Genomic DNA, 17,835 nt, shown 5'->3' on the forward strand with positions numbered 1-17,835 from the left:
TTTTGATTTTTTGAAGATCAAGAGGATTTAAAAAATTAAAAAATCAATTTTAAGGTGCTTTTTAATCGTTCTAAGCGACTTTTTAGAAATTAACAAATGTTGATAATTTTTAACCTAAACGGGCAAAAGGTGCTTAAAATGCGTTAAAAATCCGTATATTTGTTAGTATTCAAAAATGATACAATTGTGTCATTTTTTTTATGTCAAAGAAGCGCTTAATTTTCACAATAAAGTTGAAGGAAATTGAGGTAGCTAATTTAATTCCGTTGAAGAATGGATTTTTTTTAAATAACGATTCGAATTAAAAACGTATTCAAGATAATGAGCGACAAAAGAGAAGAATTTAACAAGGATAACTATTCCGCAGATAGTATTCAAGCTTTAGAAGGCATGGAGCATGTGCGTATGCGTCCATCGATGTATATTGGCGATACTGGTGTTAGAGGTTTGCACCATTTAGTTTATGAGGTAGTGGATAACTCAATTGATGAAGCTTTAGCTGGTCATTGTGATAATATTACCGTAATTATAAATGAAGATAATTCTATTACGACAGAAGATGATGGTCGTGGTATACCTATAGATTTGCATAAAAAAGAAGGAGTCTCAGCATTAGAGGTTGTAATGACCAAAATTGGTGCTGGTGGTAAGTTCGATAAAGATTCTTATAAAGTTTCTGGTGGATTGCACGGTGTTGGTGTAAGTTGTGTTAACGCATTATCTGATCATTTAACAGCTACAGTTTTTAGAAAGGGTGAAATCTGGGAGCAAGAATACGAAAAGGGGAAACCAATGTATCCTGTAAAGAAGGTTGGTGAAACTGAAAAAAGAGGAACCATTGTTACTTTTAAGCCAGATGCTACAATCTTTACGCAGACTCTAGAGTATAACTATGATACCTTAGCAAGTCGTATGCGTGAGTTGGCATACCTTAATAAAGGAATCACTATTCATTTAGTAGATAAGCGTCATAAAAAGGATGATGGAGAGTTTGAAGGTGAAACATTTCACTCTACAGAAGGTCTTAAGGAATTTATCAAGTTTTTAGATGGTAACCGTGAGCCTTTAATAAAAGAGGTTATTGCTTTTGAAGGTGAAAAGAATGGTGTGCCAGTTGAGGTTGCTATGATTTATAACACGTCTTATGCTGAAAATTTACATTCTTATGTAAACAATATTAATACACATGAAGGTGGAACACACTTATCAGGATTCCGTCGTGGTTTAACACATACCCTTAAAAAGTATGCTGACGAATCTGGGATGTTAGATAAGTTGAAGTTTGATATTGCTGGTGATGATTTCCGTGAAGGTTTAACAGCTATTATTTCGGTAAAAGTACAAGAACCACAATTCGAAGGACAAACAAAAACGAAGTTAGGAAACCGTGAAGTTTCAGCGGCGGTAAGTCAGTCTGTTTCTGAAATGTTAACAGACTATTTGGAAGAAAATCCAGATGATGCAAAAACTATTGTTCAGAAAGTAATTTTGGCTGCCCAAGCACGTCATGCTGCTCAAAAGGCACGTGAAATGGTTCAGCGTAAAACCGTAATGAGTATTGGTGGTTTACCTGGGAAATTATCAGATTGTTCAGAGCAAGATCCTGCAAAATGTGAAGTTTACTTAGTCGAGGGAGATTCGGCAGGTGGAACTGCAAAACAAGGTAGAGATAGAATGTTTCAAGCCATTCTGCCATTAAGGGGTAAGATTCTTAATGTGGAGAAAGCCATGACGCATAAGGTTTTTGAAAACGAAGAGATCAAAAATATCTTCACCGCTTTAGGGGTTACTATCGGAACAGAAGAAGACAGTAAAGCACTAAATCTTTCAAAATTAAGATACCATAAAATAGTTATTATGTGTGATGCCGATATCGATGGTTCGCATATTGAAACTTTAATCTTAACGTTCTTCTTCCGTTATATGAAGGAGTTAATTGAAAACGGACATATTTATATCGCAACTCCACCTTTGTTCTTAGTGAAAAAAGGAACGAAAAAAGAATACGCTTGGAATGATGAAGAGCGCTTGGCTTTAATGCAGAAATATGGTGATGGTGCAAAAATTCAACGTTATAAGGGTCTTGGTGAGATGAATGCTGAACAACTTTGGGATACTACAATGAACCCAGAGTTTAGAACATTACGTCAAATTCAGATTGATAATGGGGTAGAAGCAGATCGTGTATTCTCAATGTTAATGGGAGATGAAGTGCCACCACGTAGAGAGTTTATAGAAAAGAATGCTATTTACGCTAATATTGATGCGTAAATAATGTAATGATAAACGAATTTAAAAAGCAACTATGTAACAACATAGTTGCTTTTTTTTATTGGGCTAATGATGAAGTTATCTGTAGGAGGAAATTGAATACTTTCTTCTTTAACGGTAATTTTATTCGTAAATTTACACTCGTATTTAATACATAATTTACACATTAAAACATATAATTATGAAATACGCTTTCGCACTATTTATATTAAATTAATAGTTTTAAGCGCGTTCCATTAGACATTAATTTAAATAAAAAGAACAAATGAAAGTTACCGTAGTTGGCGCTGGTGCAGTAGGCGCAAGTTGTGCAGAGTATATTGCAATTAAAAATTTTGCTTCTGAAGTTGTAATCTTAGATATTAAAGAAGGTTATGCAGAAGGTAAAGCAATGGACTTAATGCAGTGTGCTTCTTTAAATGGTTTTGACACTAAAATTACAGGAAGTACTAACGATTACTCTAAGACAGCAAATAGTGATATTTGTGTAATTACTTCTGGTATTCCTCGTAAACCAGGAATGACAAGAGAAGAATTAATTGGAATCAATGCTGGTATCGTAAAAATGGTATCATCTAGCTTAGTAGAACATTCTCCTAACACAATTATCATTGTTGTAAGTAACCCAATGGATACAATGACGTATTTGGTGCATAAAACTACGGGTTTACCTAAGCATAGAATTATAGGAATGGGTGGAGCTTTAGATTCTGCACGTTTTAAGTACAGATTGGCAGAAGCTTTAGAAGCGCCAATTAGTGATGTAGACGGAATGGTCATTGGTGGTCATAGCGATACAGGTATGGTGCCATTAATATCTCATGCGACAAGAAATAGTATTAAAGTTTCTGAATTTTTATCAGAAGAGCGCTTAAATCAAGTTGCAGAAGATACTAAGGTAGGTGGAGCGACGTTAACTAAATTATTAGGAACTTCGGCTTGGTATGCGCCAGGTGCTGCAGTAAGTGGTTTAGTTCAAGCCATTGCTTGCGATCAAAAGAAAATTTATCCTTGTTCTACCTTACTAGAAGGAGAATATGGTTTATCTGATCTTTGTATTGGTGTGCCAGTTGTTTTAGGTAGAAATGGAATAGAAAAAATCGTTGATGTATCTTTAAGTGATGCAGAAAAAGAACACATGAAAGCAAGTGCTGAAGGTGTTAAGAAAACAAATGGATTATTAGAACTATAAGCTTTAATAAAACATCTAATTTGAAAAACCTTACCGACATTTTTTGTTGGTAAGGTTTTTGTATACTAACAACTAATTATAAAAAATAAGAAATGAAAAAAACACTATTATTTAGTTTTGCGTTAATGTTAAGTGTTGTTGCTACAGCGCAAGAAAAACTTACAGAAGGAGTTCTTATCGCTAATCAAACCATGTCTAGCGACAATCCACAAATGAATGCTCAGTTACAAGCTATGGGAGACTCAAAGGCGACAACCTACTTTAAAGGTGAAAAATCACGTAGCGAAACAAGCAGTCCAATGACAGGAGATATGGTTATCATTGTTGATGCTGTTGAAAAACAAATGTTAATGCTATTAGATCAACCAGGTTTAGGCAAAAAATTTGTTCTACAATCTTTTATTCCTACTGAAGAAGATTTAAAAAGTGTAAGCGTAGAAAAAGGTGATGAAACAAAAACTGTATTGGGTTATGAATGTCAACAATATTTTATCAAAATGAAACAAAATGGACAAGATGTAGAAATGCAAATGTTTACAACTGATAAAATTTCTGCTTTTAGCCATAACACTACAGCCATGGGAGATAAAATTGAAGGTTATCCTTTATATTTTGTAATGAAGATGAACCAAATGGGTGCGAGTATCGAAGTAACATCTGAAATAACTGAGATTAAAGAAGAATCTGTTTCAGATGATAAATTAAGCTTAACACCACCAGAAGGTTACACCAAAATGGAGGGGATGTAATTCGATTACATGTAAGGTTTAAAATTTAAGATAAGGCTGTAGAAATACAGTCTTTATTTTTTGTCTATATTTGGCGCATGAAAACCAAACTGCATTTTGGATTGTTAGTTTTACTCTTGGCGTTTTTAGGAACGTATCTAGAGCAAAACACATTACCTAATCAACAGATTGTGGTTCAGTTTTCTGATTCAGATATTTCTTCAGAAGATGCAGAAATTACGATTGAAGCCATTCAAAATCAACTGCAAAGTATTGGTGTTACTCATATTCAAATAGGCCAGAATAATGAAGGCCAACTTAGAATAACTTATCATAGTGATAGCCATGTTAAATATATTCAGAATGCACTTTTTAATGTTGAAACGTTAAGAGTAGCATATAATTCTACTGATACTCCGTCCGATAATTTTCCTAAACACAAAAGTGTTAAGGATTACGAGCTTAATATCTCTGAATTAAAGACCAGTAATACTGTTAATTGGGATTTTGAACGTACTCAGATTGTAGAGGTTAATCAGAAAGTAGATCGTTTTTTATATTCAAAGACCAATACTTTTGGTAATCATTTCTCTGATATTAAAATCAATTACAGCATTAAAGTTGCTACTGCAATTAATAATGACGCTACTGTATCAATTAATACTATTTCTTATATCATTCCTGAAGTACGAGCAGGACCAACTGCCTAAAAGGAATTATATAATCTCAAATAATTCCACTTCATTTCAAAGCGTTTTTTAGTCAAAAAACTCAAAATCAATTTATAAAAAAAGATTGTCGAATTATAGTGTAAGCTCTATATTTGCGCGTTAAAAAAAATCGACATTAAACAAAAAATCACAATGCAAAACAAAGGAATAATTAAGCTTTTTGCGCTTTTATTTGGTTTGGTAAGTATTTACCAATTATCATTTACTTTTAAAGCGAATCAGATAGAAGCTAATGCAGAACAAGCAGCAATTGTAAAATATGCTGATACAGAAGAGGATTACCAAACGAAACGAAATATCGAAGAGGCTCGCTATTTAGATTCGTTGAAAACCTCAAAAATTAAAGTAGGTGAAAACTTTGAGTCAATCGAAGTTTACAATTTAGGTGTTGCACAATACACTTATAACGAAGTTGAAAATAATGCCATGAATTTAGGTTTAGACCTTAAAGGTGGTATTAATGTAATTCTTCAGATTTCAGTAAAAGATATCTTAAAAGGTTTAGCTAACAAAAGTAAAAACCCAGTTTTTAATAAAGCTTTAGATGATGCTGATGAATTACAAAAAAATTCTCAAGATTCTTATTTACAATCTTTCTTTACTGCATTTGATGCCATTAAAGGAGATACAAAATTAGCGTCACCAGATATTTTTGCGAATAGAACCTTAAGTGAAGATATCAAATTCGATATGTCAGATAACGAGGTTAAAAGTATTATCGAAACAAAAATTGATGAGTCTATCGTTTCTGCATTCGAAGTATTACGTAAACGTATTGATAAGTTTGGTGTTACTTCACCAAATATTCAACGTTTAGGAAACTCTGGTCGTATTCTTCTTGAATTGCCAGGTGCAAAAGATATCGAGCGTGTAACAGATTTAGTAACTAAAACAGCACAGTTACAATTTTGGGAAACGTACAAGACGCAAGATGTTTTACCTTATTTAATGGAGGTTAACCAAAATTTGGTTGAAGAAAATAATAAGAAAGAAACAAAAGATGAGGTTGCAGAGGTAACGGAAGATCAAGAAGAAGATACTTCAGATGTTATTAATGAACTTACCGGACAAATAGAAACGGATTCTACAGATGTTGCTAATATTAATCCTTTAGGAATTCAGGGTTATGGAAATGGTGGTTCTGTTGTTGGTATGTTCTTATCTAAAGATAAAGAAAAAGTAATGGAGCATTTAAACGCTTCAAAAAACAGAGCTTCTTTACCTGCAGAAATGCGTTATGTAAGATTTGTATGGGGATTACAAAATGAAGAATCTGAGTTTTCTGAACTTTATGCTATTAAAGGTAATAGAGATGGTGAACCAGAATTAAATGGATCTGTAATTACAGATGCAAGACAAGATTATGATCAAGTAAGCAGACCTGCTGTTAGTATGCAGATGAATGCTAAAGGAGCTAAGACCTGGGAAGAAATGACCAAAAAAGCGTACGAAACACAAGGTTATATTGCTATTGTATTAGATGATATTGTGTACTCTGCACCAAGTGTGTCTTCTGGCCCAATTGCTGGTGGTAACTCTCAAATTTCAGGATCATTTTCATTAACAGAAGCTGTCGATTTAGCTAACGTTTTAAGAGCTGGTAAGTTACCTGCTTCTGCTGAGATTGTTCAATCAGATATCGTTGGACCTTCATTAGGACAAGAGGCTATTGATAGTGGAATGAAATCATTCGTTATCGCTTTAGCGTTTGTATTACTTTGGATGATTTTTTACTACGGAAAAGCTGGTGGTTTTGCAGATATTGCCTTAATGTTAAACATCTTATTAATCTTTGGTGTGTTAGCAAGTTTAGGAGCGGTATTAACCTTACCTGGTATTGCAGGTATTGTATTAACGATTGGTATTTCGGTCGATGCGAACGTACTGATCTTTGAGAGGATTAAAGAAGAGCTCGCAAAAGGAAAAACGCAAAAGGAATCTATTAAAGATGGTTTCTCTAATGCATTATCTTCAATCTTAGATGCAAACATTACAACGGGTTTAACCGCTTTAATTTTATTTGTATTTGGTACAGGACCAATTAAAGGTTTCGCAACAACATTAATCATTGGTATTTTAACATCATTATTTACTGCGATTTTCATTACACGTTTATTAGTAGACTGGTATGTAAACAGAGGCGGTAAATTAGATTTTTCTACTGGTTTAACTAAAAACTTATTTACCAATGTAAATATCGATTTCTTAAAGAAACGTAAGATTGCATATGCTTTTTCTGGAGCATTAATTTTAGCAAGTTTAGGATCGCTTTTTACAACAGGTTTAGATCAAGGTATTGACTTTGTAGGAGGTAGAACCTACCAAGTACGTTTCGATCAAGACATGAGTGTTGAAGAAGTTAAAAATGAGCTTGAGGTTGTCTTTGAAAGTGCGGAAGTAAAAACTATTGGTGGGCCAAACCAATTAAAGATTTCTACGAAGTATAAAGTAGAAGATAGTTCATTAGAGGCTGATGAAGAGGTAGAGTCTATGTTGTTTACAGCATTACAAAAATACCTTCCAGAAGGCATGACTTATGATGAATTTAAAGTTGGCTCGGGAGATGCCAAAATCGGTAAAATGTTGTCTAGTAAAGTGAGTCCAACAATTGCAGATGATATTCAAAAAGCATCTATTTGGGCAATTTTAGGATCTTTAGTAGTTGTATTTTTATACATCTTAATAAGATTTAAGAAATGGCAATTCTCTCTTGGTGCTGTTGCTGCAGTTTTCCATGATGTATTAATTGTATTAGGTATCTATTCATTAACATGGAGATTTATGCCATTTAGTATGGAGGTTGATCAAACTTTTATCGCGGCAATCTTAACGGTAATTGGTTACTCACTAAATGATACCGTTGTTGTATTCGATAGAATTAGAGAGTACTTCAATGAAAACTTAGGTTGGAAATTCGATACTACAATTAACAAATCTATAAACAGTACGATTAGTAGAACTTTAAATACGTCGTTAACAACTCTAGTAGTGTTATTGGCAATGTTCTTATTTGGTGCAGACTCACTTAAAGATTTATTATTCGCTTTAATTTTGGGTGTAATAGTTGGTACATACTCTTCAGTATTTATTGCAACACCAATTATGTACGATACAGCTAAAAAAGGTAACGTAGCAGAAGCATTAAAGAGTAAAGAGAAAGAAGTTGTTGAAGAAGCTTAAGCTTTAAAATACATTCTATTCTGAATTAATTCAGAATGAAAGATGCCCTTCTTAATTGAAGGGCATTTTTTTTGTGATATGATTGTAGTGTTTTGGTGAGATTAGTGATTAAAGAAGTCGCTGAGGTCTACGTATGCTTCGCTATCCATTGATGCGTTATCTTCCATAAAGATGCTTTAAACGCACTTCTAAAGAATCCAAAATGACCAACATTTGCAATGCCTAGATCTTCAGGAATGATATGTTGTCTGTCTATTTTGGCTTTGGTGAACTGCTTAGCCAACCAATCTACTGAAGCTTTTGATGCAAACTTATCTTTAGTAAAGCTTAAAGCTAATAAGGGCTTATTGAAGTTTTTAAATTGAAGGTCTTCAAAATTAAATTCACGCAGCATATAATCTTTATGAGTTCCCCAATGTCTCCATTGGTAAGCCATGTGTTTGGGTAAATTTTCAAAGAGCTTTATTTTTTTAGCAGGAAAATATCCAAAGAAAGGAGTTAGTGTCGGAATGAGTACATACCAAAATGTGAACATTCTAAAACGCTCAAAACCATTCCAATGTTTCCAATAACCACTTTGTGAAGCAACCGTAATTATAGCATCAACTTGAGCAATGTTCTTATTGAAAGCTAAAATTTGACCTCCAATACTATGAGTAATAACAATTATTTTATGGGTAGGGTTTTGAGATTTGGCATAACTAATAACAGAGGCTTGGTCATTTTCTCCCCAAGACTCCAAATTGATAGTATTTTGTTTTAAGTCTAAAATGCTCAAATTAGATTTACCTATACCAGAATAATCAAAGGTGTAAACGGTATAGCCTAATTCTGAAAAATAGGTGGCGAATTTATAATAGAAATGCTGTAAAACGCCAGTGGCTGAAGAGATGACTATAGTTTTATTATTTGAAGCATTCGGTTTAAATACCGAAAGACTTAAGCGATGCTCTAAAGGAGTAGTGATATCTAAACCTATGGGCTTAGTCATTAGTTTGAGTAAAACTAATCTTATCTCCTACGGCAAGTTGCCAAACATCAGAAAGGCCGCCGTAAATCTCTAAAACATATTTAGCAGGTGCTTCAGACGGAAGAGACGTTTCATCCATGGGCTTTGCGTTCTTTTGAAAGCTTACGATGGTTTTATCTTCATCTATATAAATAATGTCTAGAGGAATTTTGGTGTTTTTCATATAGAAACTTCGCATTTCTACATTTGGAAATATAAATAACATCCCATGATTGGCTTCAAGCTTAGTACGATACATTAAACCCGTTTGGGTAGAATATTCGTCATCTGCAATTTCTATATCTATAGTCTTTATTATAGAATCAGAATCTGCTTTTTTCAGCGTAAGCGTACCTTCTTTTTTAAAGTTAACGACAACTTTATCTTCTGTTGTTGTTTTCTTTTCTTCTTTGCAAGATGAAAGAAGAGCAAGCCCTAAAACAAGAAGTCCAGATTTTATAAATAATTGAATACGCATTTAGCTCAGTTTTGTTTTAGGTTTATAGATAAACATAAAGTATAGACCTATAATTATAAAAGGAATACTGAGCCATTGACCTGTATTTAATACCCAATCCGCACGTTCAATGTTTTGAGCTTCTTTAACGAACTCTACAAAGAATCTTACAGACCACAGTAATACTAAAAACAGACCAAATAAGAAACCTTGCTGTTCAGATTTCTTCGTTTTCCAATAGAAGTAAAAGAGGATTAAGAATACAAAAACATAACAAAATGCTTCGTACAATTGCGCTGGATGTCTCGGTGCGGTTTCACCTAATTGCTTAAATACAACACCAAAATCACTACCAGTATATTTTCCAATGATTTCTGAATTTATAAAGTTTCCGATTCTAACAAATACAGCACCAAGTGCCACAGGAATTACCACACGATCTAAAATCCAAAGGACAGTTTTATGTAATACTTTTTTGTTGTAGATGTACATAGAAATAATCATGGCAATAGCCGCACCATGACTTGCTAAGCCTTGAAAGCCTGTGAATTCAAAACCTCCTTTAAATTTAAAAGGTAAAAAGATACTGAAAAAGTCTTCTGAAATTAATTCCGGTTGGTAAAAGATAACATGGCCCAATCTTGCACCAAGCATAATACCTACTACAGAATAGATAAACAAAGAATCTAAAGCGTCTTCGGACTGACCTTCGTTTTTATAGATACGCTTGGTAATGTTAAAGCCTAAAACAAAGGCTGTAATCCACATCAAACTGTAAAAATGAAGTTTAAAAAATCCTAAATCGATAAACTTAATAGGATCCCAATCAATCTGTAATAAAAACATAGTTATTCTCTTTATGCCGTAAATATAATATTTTGATAGCGATTGAAAATGAGATTAACGTAATATTAATTCTCTTTAGGAGGAACAGGGTCAAAACCACTACCTCGCCCAAGGCGACGGAACGTAAAGAAAATATGCGGAGTACATTTTTAGAGAACGGGCGAGCTGGCGCGTTGGTAAATTTTTTAGTTGTCATCCTTTTTAGGAACAGGGTCAAAACCACTACCTCCCCAGGGATGACAACTAAAAATCCGCTTCACAGCTAACCAACCTCCTTTAAAAAAACCATGAACTTCTAAAGCTTCTTTAGCATAATGGGAACAGGTGGGTTGGTATCTGCAAGTTGCAGGTGTCATTGGAGAAATAAACGTTTGATAGATTTTAATCAGCAATAGAAACGGGTATGTTAAGAGTTTCTTCACTATTAGTTTGTCGTAAAAGTCGTACCTTCTCTACTATCATTTAGTTGAATACCAGCTTCAGCCAATTGGTCTCTAATTTTATCAGACAATGCAAAATCTTTATTTAATCGGGCTTCTTTTCTAAGATTGATTAAGATTTCAATAGCACCAGTAAGTTTATTACCTCCTGTACTTTCTTTTGAAATATTTACCAAACCAAGAACTTCAAAGACAAAAGATTCAATCGTTTCTTTTAAAAGCGCTAAATCTTCAGGAGTAACTGTTGCACTTCCATCCTTTACTTGGTTGATGAATTTTACAGCTTCAAAAAGTGACGCAATTAAAATCGGAGTGTTAAAATCATCATTCATAGCATCGTAGCATTTCTGCTTCCAATCTGTAATGTTGAATGACGATGAAGAACTTGTCTTTAAATTATCAATTATACCAATAGCATCCATAAGTCTATGGAATCCCTTTTCGGCAGCTGATAAGCCATCATCAGTTAAATCTAAAACACTTCTATAAGAGGCTTGCATCATAAAAAAGCGAATGACGCTAGGATTATAAGCTTTAGACATAATATCATTGTCGCCAGAAAGTAATTCTGCCGGGTTGATATAATTTCCAGTCGATTTACTCATGCGAGCACCATTAAGCTCTAACATATTGGCATGCATCCAATATTTTACAGGAGCTTGACCTTTTGAAGCTTGATTTTGTGCAATTTCACATTCGTGATGTGGGAATTTTAAATCCATTCCACCTCCATGAATATCAAAATAATCACCAAGATATTTAGTGCTCATAGCAGTACATTCTAGATGCCATCCAGGGAAACCATCACTCCAAGGAGAAGGCCAACGCATAATATGAGTGGGTTCAGCTTTCTTCCAAAGGGCAAAATCTTGAGGATTTTTCTTGTCGCTTTGTCCGTCTAGTGCACGTGTGTTATGAATTAAATCTTCAAGTTTACGTTTGCTTAAAATACCGTACTCGTTAGATTCATTGTATTTATGAACATCAAAATAAACCGAGCCATTTACAGTATAAGCAAAGCCATTATCTATTATAGATTGAATTAATTCAATTTGTTCTATAATATGACCTGTTGCGGTAGGCTCTATACTTGGTGGTAAAAAATTAAAAGTGTTGAGTACATTATGGAAATCAACGGTATAACGCTGAACAATTTCCATAGGTTCAATAGCTTCTAATCGTGCTTTTTTGGTGATTTTATCTTCGCCAACATCAGCATCATTTTCTAAATGTCCGGCATCTGTAATATTTCTCACATAGCGCACTTTATAACCTAAATGTTTCAGGTAACGAAAAATCATATCAAAAGACATAAACGTTCTCACATTACCTAAATGTACATTGCTGTAAACTGTAGGTCCACAAACATACATTCCAACATAGCCATCAGTTATGGGTTGAAAAATTTCCTTTTCACCAGTAAGTGTATTGTATAATTTTATGTGCTGTGTATTGTATAAAGACATGATGCGATTTTTGAAAAATGAATCAATATAATGACGTGAACTAATCTAGTGGATAGGACTTAAAATTGAGTGTCTAATTTGATGTAGTCTAAAAGTTCTCTTCGAGTTTCTTTCTCATTAAATTTCCCACCAAACTCTGAAGTAACGGTGCTACTTTCAATATCTCTTATACCACGAGAATTAACACACAAATGTTTGGCATCAATGATACAAGCCACATCATCGGTTCCTAAAACGGCTTGAAGTTCTTTTACTACCTGTATCGTTAATCGTTCTTGTACTTGTGGTCTTTTAGCATAATAGTCCACAATTCTGTTCATTTTAGATAAACCAACAACGGTACCATTAGAAATGTATGCAATATGAGCTCTTCCTACAATAGGTAATAAGTGATGTTCGCAAGTAGAATAAACGGTAATGTTTTTTTCTACAAGCATTTCTCCATACTTATATTTATTGTCGAAGGTTGAGGCACTAGGTTTCTTATCAGGATCTAAACCACCAAAAATTTCATTAACAAACATTTTAGCAACTCTATTAGGAGTGCCTTTAAGGCTGTCGTCATTTAAGTCTAAACCTAAGGTCTCTAATATATGTTTAACATCACCTTTAATGCTTTCTATTTTTTCAGCGTTTGATAGTTTAAAGGCGTCAGGTCGTAAAGGTGTATCACTAGATGATCCTATGTGGTCATCTCCTAAAGCATCAATATCGTTAAAATCACTTTCGATTTTCATTGTAATATAATTGTTAGCAGTTTTTAAAAACGAGTGGCAAAGATAAACAATAAAAATAGTTTGGATGAGGTAGGAGTTTTATAATTACAACTGTTTAATAAGTAAAACCGTTAAACTCCAATATCCTTGGACGAATTAACAATTGGTTTCCTAAAATTTTCTTAATTTTCGAAATTATAATATTCTGAATTATCTATGAAAAAACTACAATTTATCTTTATGCTGATGCTCATACCTTTATGTATGTTTAGTCAACAATCCACTCAAAAAAATCCGTTGCCATTAGTTGAATATAATGACAATGTTAATATGCCATTAACGGCTGTTGAGCGTGCTCAAATAATTGAAGCCTACGGAGATTCTGCCGAAAAGCTTGTTTTTAGTATTCCTCATCGCTTAAAAAGCATAAAAAATATTCTTAGAAATAGGGTAGAGGTAAAATTAATAGTTAATAAAAATGAAAAGAAAGCTTGGCCTAAACTATCAGAAGTTTCTGGAGTAGAGAAAAGCAAATCATTTGATCGTAATAATTTTAATCCTTTAATGTACGGTTTCAATTTTAATACAAGATTTGGAGCTACTTATCAAATAGATAACACCAATTATTATATTATCATAAAATCTCAATATCAATAAAAAAATAAAAGCATGAAATACATATTTACTATAATCCCTCTATTATTTTCATCACTTTTATTCGCTCAAGATGTTAATATGCAAACCGCTACAATTAATCAATGTGGAGGTGTTTTTTATGATTCTGGCGGAGAGTTTTCTAGTTACGATAACGATGAAAATTTTATATTGACTATTTGTCCAGAAAATCCTGGTGAAAGAGTTCGGTTAGAATTTACGGATTTCTTTACTCAAGGAGGTGGTACCCCAGATGTCATGTCTATTTTTAATGGTGATTCTGTTGCAGCTACTTCGTATGGGGATTTTTCAGGGCCTAATAGTCCTGGTATTGTTCAAGCAAGTGTTAATAATACGTCAGGGTGTCTAACGATACAGTTTATTTCTGATGGAGCAGGAAGTGTTGATGGTTGGGCTGCAACTATATCCTGTCTAACCGATTGTCAGACAATTAATTCTCAAATAGACTCTGCAAGTCCTGCTCCTAATGGAGATGGATATATTAGAGTTTGTACCGATGAAGAAATTACCTTAACAGGTAGTGGTACATTTTCTTCTAGTGGAGCAGGAGCAACCTACGAATGGGATTTAGGAGATGGTAATACGGTGGCAGGTCAAACAGCTACATTTTCATATCCAAACCCTGGCGTCTATATTGTAAACTTAAATATACGTGATGATAATACTTCAACCGATCCAGAGGGTTGTGATAATAATAATTTAATTAACCAAGTTATTCAGGTCGGTACAGAGGCAGATTTTACAGGTACACAAGCAACAAATATAACGCTTTGTTATGGTGAAAGTACGGATATCGTTGGTGAAGTAGAGGCTGTTGAGTATATTAATGATTGTGCTCCGCCTGTTAGTGGGATTCTTGAATTACCTGATGATAACGGTGTGCCGTTTGACTCTTCTATATCGGTAGATTGTTATGAATCTGACCAAACAATTACTGATGTGAATCAATTAGTTAGTGTTTGTATAACTATGGAGCATTCTTATTTAGGGGATTTAGAAATTCAAATTATCTCACCTAGCGGACAAACCATTAATTTAATTAATTATACAAATGGTGGAGGTTCTGCTAACTTAGGGCAACCATGGGCTGTAGGTACTGTTGATCAAAATAGTGGTAATCCTACTCCTGGGAGAGGAAGCCGTTATTGCTTTGTGCCAGATGATAGTATAGATAGTTTAATAGAAGGAATTTTGACAGGGGAGACCTTTGTAAGTGGTGATGGACCTGATACTTATCAAGATTCGTATGTGCCGCCTGGTAACTATAGTTCAGAAGACTCATTCAATGGACTTTTAGGGTCGCCTTTAAATGGGGATTGGACGATTAGAGTGATAGATCATCTAGGCGCAGATAATGGTTACATTTTTGCATGGAGCATAGAGTTTGATCCTAACCTTCAACCTCCAGAGCTTTCGTTTACACCTGTAATTGATACTGAAGCCTGGGACGCAGACCCTACAATAATAAATACTGCAGGTAATGTTATTACAGTACAACCACCTGCAGCAGGTCAATATTGTTATACATATAGAGCTACTGATGATTTTGGATGTGAGTATACTGAAGAAGTGTGTATTGATGTTTTACCTGAGTTAATAACTGATGCGCCACTCAATTTATTTGTTTGCGATACCGGTATTCCTCCTTACTTTTTTAATTTAGATTCTAATACATCGGTTGTAAGTGCTAGTGCTACAAATGCTGGTGATTTGGTAATTACATATCATAATTCACTCGCTGAAGCAGAAAACGATCTAGCGGCTATACCTACCTCAGGAAATTATGATGGTGTTGACGGTGAAACTATACATGTTAGAATAGAGTATTTAAATTCTGGGTGTTATGATACATATCCTTTTACTTTAAACGTGGCAGGTCAACCAACCATCAACACCGTTCCAGATTTAGAAATATGTGATGATGTCGATAATGACGGTTTGGGTAGTTTTGATTTAAGCGACCAAACATTAGGTATATTAGGGTCACAATCACCAACAGATTTCACGGTAACGTATCATTTAAATTTTGCAGATGCCGATTCAGGGGATAATGCTTTACCATCAGATTATACTAATATTGTTAATGGAGAACCTATTTTTGTTAGAGTATCGAGCGCAGGAGATTCTAGTTGTTACAATGCCTCAGCAACAGCGTTGTTTAATTTAGTAGTTAACACTAGAGCTTTAGCTACAACACCAGGAGCTATGGAGGTTTGTGATGATGTCAGTAACGATGGCTTTGCAACTTTCGATTTAAGCAGTCAAGAAGGTGTTATTTTAGACGGACAAGACCCAACGGTTTACAATGTTTCATTTCACACGAGTCAAGATAATGCTAACAATAACGCAGGAGCTTTACCAACGAGTTATACCAATAACACAGCAAATTTAGAGACTATATATGTAAGAGTAGAAGATCCTTTACATCCTACTTGTTATAGTACTACGAGTTTTGATCTTATCGTAAATGCGTTGCCAGAAGTCGTTGCGGTGTCTGCATTACAAGTGTGTGATGATGATGAGGATGGGTTTGTAGCATTTCCATTAAGTACAAAAGAATCAGATTTTTTAAACAGCCAAAGCGGAGTGGTTGTCTCTTTTCATGAAAACTTAGCGGGAGCAGAAAACGATAACGCAGAGATATTTGATGGTTATGTGAACACTACAATTGACAATCAAACTGTATTTGTTCGTTTAGAGAATACCACAACGAACTGTTATAGCGTCAACAGCTTAGCATTAGAGGTTTTAGAAAATCCTATTGCTAATGTAGCATCAGTATTTGAAGTTTGTGATGATGATACAGATGGTTTTGCGGTGTTTGATCTTAGTACTAAAGACGCAGAAATTATTGGCTCGCAGGCTGGTATGACGGTTCGCTATTATGCCAATCAAGCCGATGCAGAAGTAGGAGGTAGTGCTTTACCAACTATTTATACGAATACACAAGCCGGTGCACAAGAAATTATAGCACGTATTGAAAATAGTGCAACGGGCTGTTACGATACAACACCGGTTCAATTGATTGTAAATCCAAAACCAACAGTCATAGCAGTAACAAACTACGAGTTGTGTGATTATAATGCGACAGGTGATGATGAAGAAGTTTTTGATTTAGCTACAAAAACAGCAGAGATTTTAAACGGTCAGGTGAATGTGTCCGTGAGTTATTATGCCAATGCAGCAGATGCTGGTGCAGAAACCAACCCAATTTTAGGTGGCTATACTAATATTAGTAATCCGCAACCTATTATAGCTGTATTAACTAATACACTAACAGGATGTACTTCAGATGTAACTTTCGATTTAATAGTTAACCCTCTACCACAATTAGTAGCACCAAGTGCTTTAGAAGTTTGTGACGATGGTACACCAGACGGTCTCACAGAAATGGACTTAAGTCTAAAGAACACAGAAATCACAGGAAACAACCCTGCGTATTCTGTAAGTTACTATGAGACTTTGGTAGAAGCAGAAACAGAAACAAATCCATTGCCAACTTTATATACCAATACAAGTAATGGACAAATCATTTTTGTACGTGTAGAAAACATCAATACAGGCTGTTACGATACCACTAATTTAGAATTAGTAGTAGAGCAAGCGCCAATAGCCTTTACACCACAGCCATTGAGATACTGTGATCCAGATAATGATGGTTTTGGGGTGTTTACACTTACGGATGCTGATAATGAAATTACTGGAGGAGCCTCAGGTTTAGAGGTGACCTACCACGAAACAGAAATCAATGCAGAAAATGGAGTTGATGCTATAGACACTACAGTGAGTTATAACAATATTGTACAAAATGGTCAAATCTTATTTGCACGAATAGAAAGTCCAACAATCGCGACAGACTGTGCCACGATCGTTGTGTTAGAATTAATAGTAGAGCCAACGCCACAATTAATCGCGCCAACAGCACTCGAAGCTTGTGATGATATCTCAGCAGATGGCTTTGCAACTTTTGATTTAACGACTAAAGCATCAGAATTACTAAACGGTCAAGATCCGTTACAGTATATAGTGAGCTATTACGAGAGTGAAGCGAATGCTGAAGCAGCGAACAACCCTATAAACAATCCACTCGCTTATACCAATACAGACGATTTTAATCAAATCAT

Annotated in this window: 13 protein-coding genes; 7 read left to right on the plus strand and 6 right to left on the minus strand. The window is 34.5% G+C overall.

Annotated features, from left to right (window positions below):
* The first annotated feature begins 321 nt into the window (after window positions 1-321).
* From gyrB to secDF, 5 genes are all read left to right on the plus strand, one after another.
* Window positions 322-2,271, plus strand: coding sequence for a DNA topoisomerase (ATP-hydrolyzing) subunit B (gene gyrB / locus HM984_RS16645; protein ID WP_115810939.1), 1,950 nt, complete (start codon window positions 322-324; stop codon window positions 2,269-2,271).
* A 265-nt stretch (window positions 2,272-2,536) separates the two neighbouring features.
* Window positions 2,537-3,463, plus strand: coding sequence for a malate dehydrogenase (mdh, locus tag HM984_RS16650; protein ID WP_020897308.1), 927 nt, complete (start codon window positions 2,537-2,539; stop codon window positions 3,461-3,463).
* A gap of 92 nt (window positions 3,464-3,555) precedes the next feature.
* Window positions 3,556-4,212: a DUF4412 domain-containing protein gene (locus HM984_RS16655; RefSeq protein ID WP_179349991.1), complete on the plus strand. Its 657-nt coding sequence runs from the start codon at window positions 3,556-3,558 to the stop codon at window positions 4,210-4,212.
* A 77-nt stretch (window positions 4,213-4,289) separates the two neighbouring features.
* Window positions 4,290-4,901 carry a hypothetical protein gene (locus HM984_RS16660; protein ID WP_179349992.1) on the plus strand — a complete coding sequence of 204 codons (612 nt, stop codon included), beginning with the start codon at window positions 4,290-4,292 and terminating at the stop codon, window positions 4,899-4,901.
* A 153-nt stretch (window positions 4,902-5,054) separates the two neighbouring features.
* On the plus strand, window positions 5,055-8,102 hold the full coding sequence (secDF, locus tag HM984_RS16665) for a protein translocase subunit SecDF (protein ID WP_179349993.1): 3,048 nt from the start codon (window positions 5,055-5,057) through the stop codon (window positions 8,100-8,102).
* Window positions 8,103-8,229: 127 nt separating this feature from the next.
* Here secDF and HM984_RS16670 read toward each other — a convergent pair whose 3' ends face one another.
* The 6 genes from HM984_RS16670 to folE all read right to left on the minus strand — a co-directional run bounded on the left by HM984_RS16670 (window position 8,230) and on the right by folE (window position 13,057).
* Window positions 8,230-9,093, minus strand: a complete 864-nt coding sequence (locus tag HM984_RS16670) for an alpha/beta hydrolase family protein (RefSeq protein ID WP_179349994.1) — start codon at window positions 9,091-9,093, stop codon at window positions 8,230-8,232.
* A complete protein-coding gene (locus tag HM984_RS16675) occupies window positions 9,086-9,589 on the minus strand; it encodes a DUF192 domain-containing protein (protein ID WP_179349995.1) in 504 nt (167 codons plus the stop codon). The genes HM984_RS16670 and HM984_RS16675 overlap by 8 nt, the downstream gene beginning before the upstream one ends.
* Window positions 9,590-10,414, minus strand: coding sequence for a prolipoprotein diacylglyceryl transferase (gene lgt, locus HM984_RS16680; RefSeq protein WP_115810927.1), 825 nt, complete (start codon window positions 10,412-10,414; stop codon window positions 9,590-9,592).
* A gap of 185 nt (window positions 10,415-10,599) precedes the next feature.
* Window positions 10,600-10,836 (minus strand): membrane protein insertion efficiency factor YidD, encoded by a 237-nt coding sequence (gene yidD, locus HM984_RS16685; protein WP_092469661.1) that lies wholly within the window; start codon window positions 10,834-10,836, stop codon window positions 10,600-10,602.
* A 2-nt stretch (window positions 10,837-10,838) separates the two neighbouring features.
* Window positions 10,839-12,320 carry a cysteine--tRNA ligase gene (gene cysS / locus HM984_RS16690; RefSeq protein WP_179349996.1) on the minus strand — a complete coding sequence of 494 codons (1,482 nt, stop codon included), beginning with the start codon at window positions 12,318-12,320 and terminating at the stop codon, window positions 10,839-10,841.
* 59 nt (window positions 12,321-12,379) lie between these two features.
* Window positions 12,380-13,057 carry a GTP cyclohydrolase I FolE gene (folE, locus tag HM984_RS16695; protein WP_115810923.1) on the minus strand — a complete coding sequence of 226 codons (678 nt, stop codon included), beginning with the start codon at window positions 13,055-13,057 and terminating at the stop codon, window positions 12,380-12,382.
* 195 nt (window positions 13,058-13,252) lie between these two features.
* Here folE and HM984_RS16700 point away from each other — a divergent pair, with 195 nt between their 5' ends.
* Both HM984_RS16700 and HM984_RS16705 read left to right on the plus strand, forming a co-directional pair.
* Window positions 13,253-13,693, plus strand: a complete 441-nt coding sequence (locus HM984_RS16700; protein WP_179349997.1) for a hypothetical protein — start codon at window positions 13,253-13,255, stop codon at window positions 13,691-13,693.
* A 12-nt stretch (window positions 13,694-13,705) separates the two neighbouring features.
* A partial coding sequence (locus HM984_RS16705) for an FIDD domain-containing protein (RefSeq protein ID WP_179349998.1) occupies window positions 13,706-17,835 on the plus strand: 4,130 nt, incomplete at its 3' end.

Origin of the sequence: Winogradskyella pacifica (assembly GCF_013403915.1) — a bacterium.
In the GTDB taxonomy this organism is placed as follows: domain Bacteria; phylum Bacteroidota; class Bacteroidia; order Flavobacteriales; family Flavobacteriaceae; genus Winogradskyella; species Winogradskyella pacifica.

Coding starts and splice junctions, on each gene's coding strand:
- gyrB (WP_115810939.1), top strand. CDS start 322: ATGAGCGACAAAAGAGAAGAATTTAACAAGGATAACTATTCCGCAGAT.
- mdh (WP_020897308.1), top strand. CDS start 2,537: ATGAAAGTTACCGTAGTTGGCGCTGGTGCAGTAGGCGCAAGTTGTGCA.
- HM984_RS16655 (WP_179349991.1), top strand. CDS start 3,556: ATGAAAAAAACACTATTATTTAGTTTTGCGTTAATGTTAAGTGTTGTT.
- HM984_RS16660 (WP_179349992.1), top strand. CDS start 4,290: ATGAAAACCAAACTGCATTTTGGATTGTTAGTTTTACTCTTGGCGTTT.
- secDF (WP_179349993.1), top strand. CDS start 5,055: ATGCAAAACAAAGGAATAATTAAGCTTTTTGCGCTTTTATTTGGTTTG.
- HM984_RS16670 (WP_179349994.1), bottom strand. CDS start 9,093: ATGACTAAGCCCATAGGTTTAGATATCACTACTCCTTTAGAGCATCGC.
- HM984_RS16675 (WP_179349995.1), bottom strand. CDS start 9,589: ATGCGTATTCAATTATTTATAAAATCTGGACTTCTTGTTTTAGGGCTT.
- lgt (WP_115810927.1), bottom strand. CDS start 10,414: ATGTTTTTATTACAGATTGATTGGGATCCTATTAAGTTTATCGATTTA.
- cysS (WP_179349996.1), bottom strand. CDS start 12,320: ATGTCTTTATACAATACACAGCACATAAAATTATACAATACACTTACT.
- folE (WP_115810923.1), bottom strand. CDS start 13,057: ATGAAAATCGAAAGTGATTTTAACGATATTGATGCTTTAGGAGATGAC.
- HM984_RS16700 (WP_179349997.1), top strand. CDS start 13,253: ATGAAAAAACTACAATTTATCTTTATGCTGATGCTCATACCTTTATGT.